The organism is Anaerococcus sp., assembly GCF_022770135.1.
Classification (GTDB): Bacteria; Bacillota; Clostridia; order Tissierellales; family Peptoniphilaceae; genus Anaerococcus.
Genome location: NZ_JALEIL010000133.1, coordinates 1 through 4,590, shown reverse-complemented (window position 1 = coordinate 4,590; position 4,590 = coordinate 1). Strand labels below are relative to the sequence as shown.

The window sequence follows — 4,590 nt, the reverse complement described above, 5'->3', positions numbered from 1 at the left end:
GGCTTCACCTGGTTCGTCCCATCCCTAGTATGCTTTGTAATAGGCTATATCCTAGGCATGATGGGTCTTGGAAAAAGGAGAGAAGAGGATGTTAAGGAAAGTTTGTTTTAGAAATTAAATAATTAAAAATACGGGCTTTTTGGCCCATTTAAAGTGTAGTCAAAATTAAAATCACCCTTATTTCGACCGAGCGAAGCGAGCGGAGAAATCTAACGAGCGTTCATTTCATTCACACTAAAACTTTTTACCATGCATCACTGCTGATGTATAACTTTTAGTTTTAGGGTTAAATGAGCCAGTCAAGGCACATTTAACTAGTCGAGATAAGGGTGAACTTAAGTCTAATATACATTGATTTTTTAAAAATCAGCAGTATGATAAGATTAACCATGATTTCTAGAATCAAAGCATGGTCCGACCAAACAAAAAGAGGGATTGGATCCCTTTTTTATTGTTAAATTTCTCATAATTAATTCATTATGCTTAAAGCACTTCATCTATTAAGTTAAATATAACCATAATAATATAATCAAATTCAACATTTTCAACGTATTTATTTTTATTTCTATAATTATCCCAACTCTTTAAGATCCTATTATTATTACCGATTAATTTTATAACATTAATAGCTTCATCTTTACTAATATAAGTATTTCGGTATTTAAAAGTTAACGAACAAGCTTTTCTTAGTTTATCAATATCTATTTCACTAGATTTATTTTTTATAATAATATATATATCATAAAAATCTTTCATTCTACTAGTTATTTCTGCTTTATCTATTATAGTTTGAAGTTTTTCAGCTATAACTGTTTCTAGTGGGTACAACTGTATTTCTATGTTATCACCAAGTATTGTAGTATATTTACTTAGTTCAGGTACTGGATAAACAGGATCGCCTGTAGCTATATCAATTGAAAAAGTCTTCCTTATATTAGATAGATGACCTACTAGATAAAATTTTACTCCTCCATATTTATCTTCAATTTTTATATCTTTGTGTTTATTTTTAACTTCAAACCAAACATCTTTTTTATCATTGTTAGATAAAATATCATCAAAAATTTTATCAATATTTTCATAATTAATATTGGTTTTTTTTACTAAAAAATCAATATCTCTAGTCGATCTATTTTCTATTCCTAGTGTATATGTTAAAAGCATTCCACCTTTAAGAGTAAAATTTTCCTTATATTTACTAAATGATAATAACTTTAAAAACTCATCAAAGAAAAATTTATCTAAAGCTAAATTATAATCAATATTGAGTTCACTTGATATATTTCTTAGTCTACTAGTAACACTATCCTTATTCATAACTTATAACCTCTAGAATATCCTCTATTTTATCAGATATATTAAATATTTCAGCATATTCTCTAAGTTTCCATATATTTTTTGACTTATTTTTCATATAATAATGCCAAGCTTTTGAAAATATCTCAGAATCTTGATTTTTTCGATCTCTAACAAGATCACACATAGTCCTTTCCATATCATAAGAATAAACTAAATTTCCCATTTCTGTTTTTACTTCAGTAATTCCGATTTTGTACCATTCTTTTTTGATTTGATGTACTTTTACCCTATCTTTAATTCGCCAAGCGTTATATCCTTGATATACAGTTACTTCCTCTATAAACGGCAATCTATCTGTTAGATTGTGAAGATATAGAGCTGTTTGATAAGAATAAATGCATACTTTATTTTGCAATTGAAAAAAATAAAGCTCATCATAATTATCAAAATCAGGGTCAAAATAAACACCTCTGTTTACTCTTTCTATATATCCTTTTCGCACCATATCAGTCAAATACCAAGAATCAATATTATTTTCTGAAATTTCTCGTGATGAAATTATTCCATTATTTTTTTTTATAATTTTTTTTATTTTATCAACGCTCATATTATTTCTTCCTTTTGTGCTTTATTATATTATATTTAAAGCACAATTGCAAGCTAATTATATATAATAGACCTATATATTCTATAAAAATAAATTTAATTTATCTAAAATTCCTTTAGCTTTCAAACTCCCTTATCTCCGCCAAGAATATATCTCCGTATTGGAGGAGTTTTTTGTCTCCTACTCCCTTGATCATTAGCATTTCGTCTTCTGTTTTTGGTTTTTTCTGGGACATTTCTTTAAGGCTTGCATCGGAAAATATTATGAAGGGTGGGATGTTTCTCATTCTTGCCATATCTAGCCTTACTTCTTTTAGGTGTTTGAAGAGCTTTTCGTCATAGCTTAGGTTTTCATCGAAGCCGTCTTTTCTTACCCTTTCCTCTTCCTTTCTGATATTAACTAGGACTTTAACCTCCCCGAAAAGAACGTCTTTAGATTTTTCTGTAAGCTTAAGGATGGGGTAGGTTGTGCCTGAAACCTTGATATAGCCATCTGCTGTGAGAGTTCCTATCAGGTCTTTGATGTAGGTCTTGGATTTATCTTTCATAATACCATAGGTTGAAATCTTGTTTAGTTCTTTTTCCCTGGCGTTTTTATTCTTTGATCCCATAAGGCAATCTACAACTGTAGATGTTCCATATCTTTGGTCTAGGCGGTAGATACAGGATAAGATTTTCTGGCTATCTACTGTGGCATCTTCCTTTTCTATCTCAGATAGGCAATTGGTGCAGGCCCCACATTCATCCGCAGCATCCTGGCCAAAATAATTTAGTATATATTGTCTTAGACAGGCTGTGGTATTTACATAATTAATTATGGTCTGGAGCTTTTCTAGCTGGATTCTCTTATAGATTGGATTAGTTCCCATATTTATGAGGTGCTTGTTTATGATTATATCCTGGCCTGAGTAAAGGAGGATACAGGTCGCCTCTTCTCCATCACGGCCTGCCCTACCTGCTTCTTGGTAGTAGGATTCCATGTCCTTGGGCATATTGTAGTGGATGACATACCTAACATTCGACTTATCAATCCCCATACCAAAGGCGTTGGTCGCAACAATTATCTTATCCTCATCATAGATAAAGGCATCCTGACTCTTTTTTCTTTCACTTTCTGTCATTCCAGCATGGTATTTACCGACAGCATAGCCCAAAGCCCTGAGCTTCTTATGGATTGCGTCGACTTTCTTTCTGGTAGAAGCGTAGATTATTCCGGAATCTTCCTCGTGATCTCTTATAAAGTCCTTGAGATAGTTTATTTTCTTCTTTGGTTTTTCTACTAGAAATAGTAGATTCTTCCTGTCAAATCCTGTAACCTTGACGAAAGGATCTTCTAGTTCTAAGTTATCTATTATATCATCCCTTACTTCCTTGGTTGCAGTGGCAGTAAAGGCTGTGATTTGAACCTTACCAAGAGTATCATAAAGGGCTGGGATTAGCTTATAGGAAGGTCTAAAATCATGGCCCCATTGGGAGATACAATGGGCTTCGTCGACTGCTACAAAGGAGACCCTAAGGTCCTTGAGAAAGTCTATGAAAAAGTCATTTTCGAGTCTTTCTGGTGATATGTAGACAAGCTTAACAGCACCTGACCTTATCTCAGATAGGCTTTTCTTGTAATCTTCAAGGCTTAGGGAGGAATTGATAAGAGTCGCGGCGATTCCATTTTCCCTTAGGGCATCCACCTGGTCTTTCATTAGAGAAATCAAGGGAGATATGACAAGGCTGATTCCATCCATCATAAGGGCAGGAAGCTGGTAGCAAATAGACTTGCCCCCACCAGTAGGAAGGACACCGAGCACATCCCTACCAGCGAGGATCTCCTTTATAATCTCCTCCTGACCCTCTCTAAAAGAATCATAGCCAAAATATTTCTTCAAATTTCTAATCTCTTCTGTCATAAAGTCCTCTGTTTCTTTTCTTTTGATACTTATTTGATAAATATAAATACGGTAAGACGCTTGTAAAATTAATGATAATTTTATAATAGCTTTGTAATTTTATCTATATGGACTATAGCCTCTTAAGTCACTTATTTAATTCCTATTTTGCTTTATCATATCCTGTGTATTCCCATCCTAGGAATTTCCTAGAGAGATCCCTCCGCTGTCCTCCCAGAGCCGGACGGGCTTGCTTTCGACGGTAGCTTGCGGGCTCAGGTCCAAAGACCTTCACCTTATTAACTCTGAACGATAGTCATCGTTCTTTTATCCTTTGTTATTTCTTAACAAAGGATACTGCACTGTTTTGCTTTGCAAAACAGTGGCCCATGACGAGGGCTCCCTCGATTTTGAACTCTTCGAGTTCTTGGAACTTATTTTTCAAATAAGTCCCACTTATTCGATTTTTTACAAAAATCGAAGCCCGACTGTCCGGCACTCTGCCATCAGCTCACTATGTTCACTGTGGCCAGAACCATTAGGGACAAGCGGGGGAAGAAGGCCAGGAACCCACTTCCCTTATATCGAGCGTAGCGAAGCGGAGTCGAGATATCTCCAATGAGATCCCTCCACTGCGGTCGGGATAGGGGGGCGAGGTTCGGCAGGATAAGGGATAGGAGAAGGTCGGGATAAGGGGATGACCAGATAATTGATAGGTGGAGGAAATGTCGGGATTCCCACATCACCCTTATATCGAGCGGAGCGTAGCGGAGTCGAGATATCTCGTGTGGGATTTCTCAACTTC

Annotated in this window: 3 protein-coding genes; all 3 read right to left on the bottom strand. The window is 35.1% G+C overall.

Going from position 1 to position 4,590, the window contains the following annotated elements; genetic code table 11:
* Positions 1-483: 483 nt before the first annotated feature.
* The 3 genes from MRZ08_RS06970 to recQ all read right to left on the bottom strand — a co-directional run bounded on the left by MRZ08_RS06970 (position 484) and on the right by recQ (position 3,806).
* A complete protein-coding gene (locus MRZ08_RS06970) occupies positions 484-1,317 on the bottom strand; it encodes a nucleotidyl transferase AbiEii/AbiGii toxin family protein (RefSeq protein WP_297380995.1) in 834 nt (277 codons plus the stop codon).
* On the bottom strand, positions 1,310-1,906 hold the full coding sequence (locus MRZ08_RS06965) for a type IV toxin-antitoxin system AbiEi family antitoxin domain-containing protein (RefSeq protein WP_297380993.1): 597 nt from the start codon (positions 1,904-1,906) through the stop codon (positions 1,310-1,312). The genes MRZ08_RS06970 and MRZ08_RS06965 overlap by 8 nt, the downstream gene beginning before the upstream one ends.
* A gap of 115 nt (positions 1,907-2,021) precedes the next feature.
* Positions 2,022-3,806 carry a DNA helicase RecQ gene (gene recQ / locus MRZ08_RS06960; RefSeq protein ID WP_297380991.1) on the bottom strand — a complete coding sequence of 595 codons (1,785 nt, stop codon included), beginning with the start codon at positions 3,804-3,806 and terminating at the stop codon, positions 2,022-2,024.
* Positions 3,807-4,590: the final 784 nt, after the last annotated feature.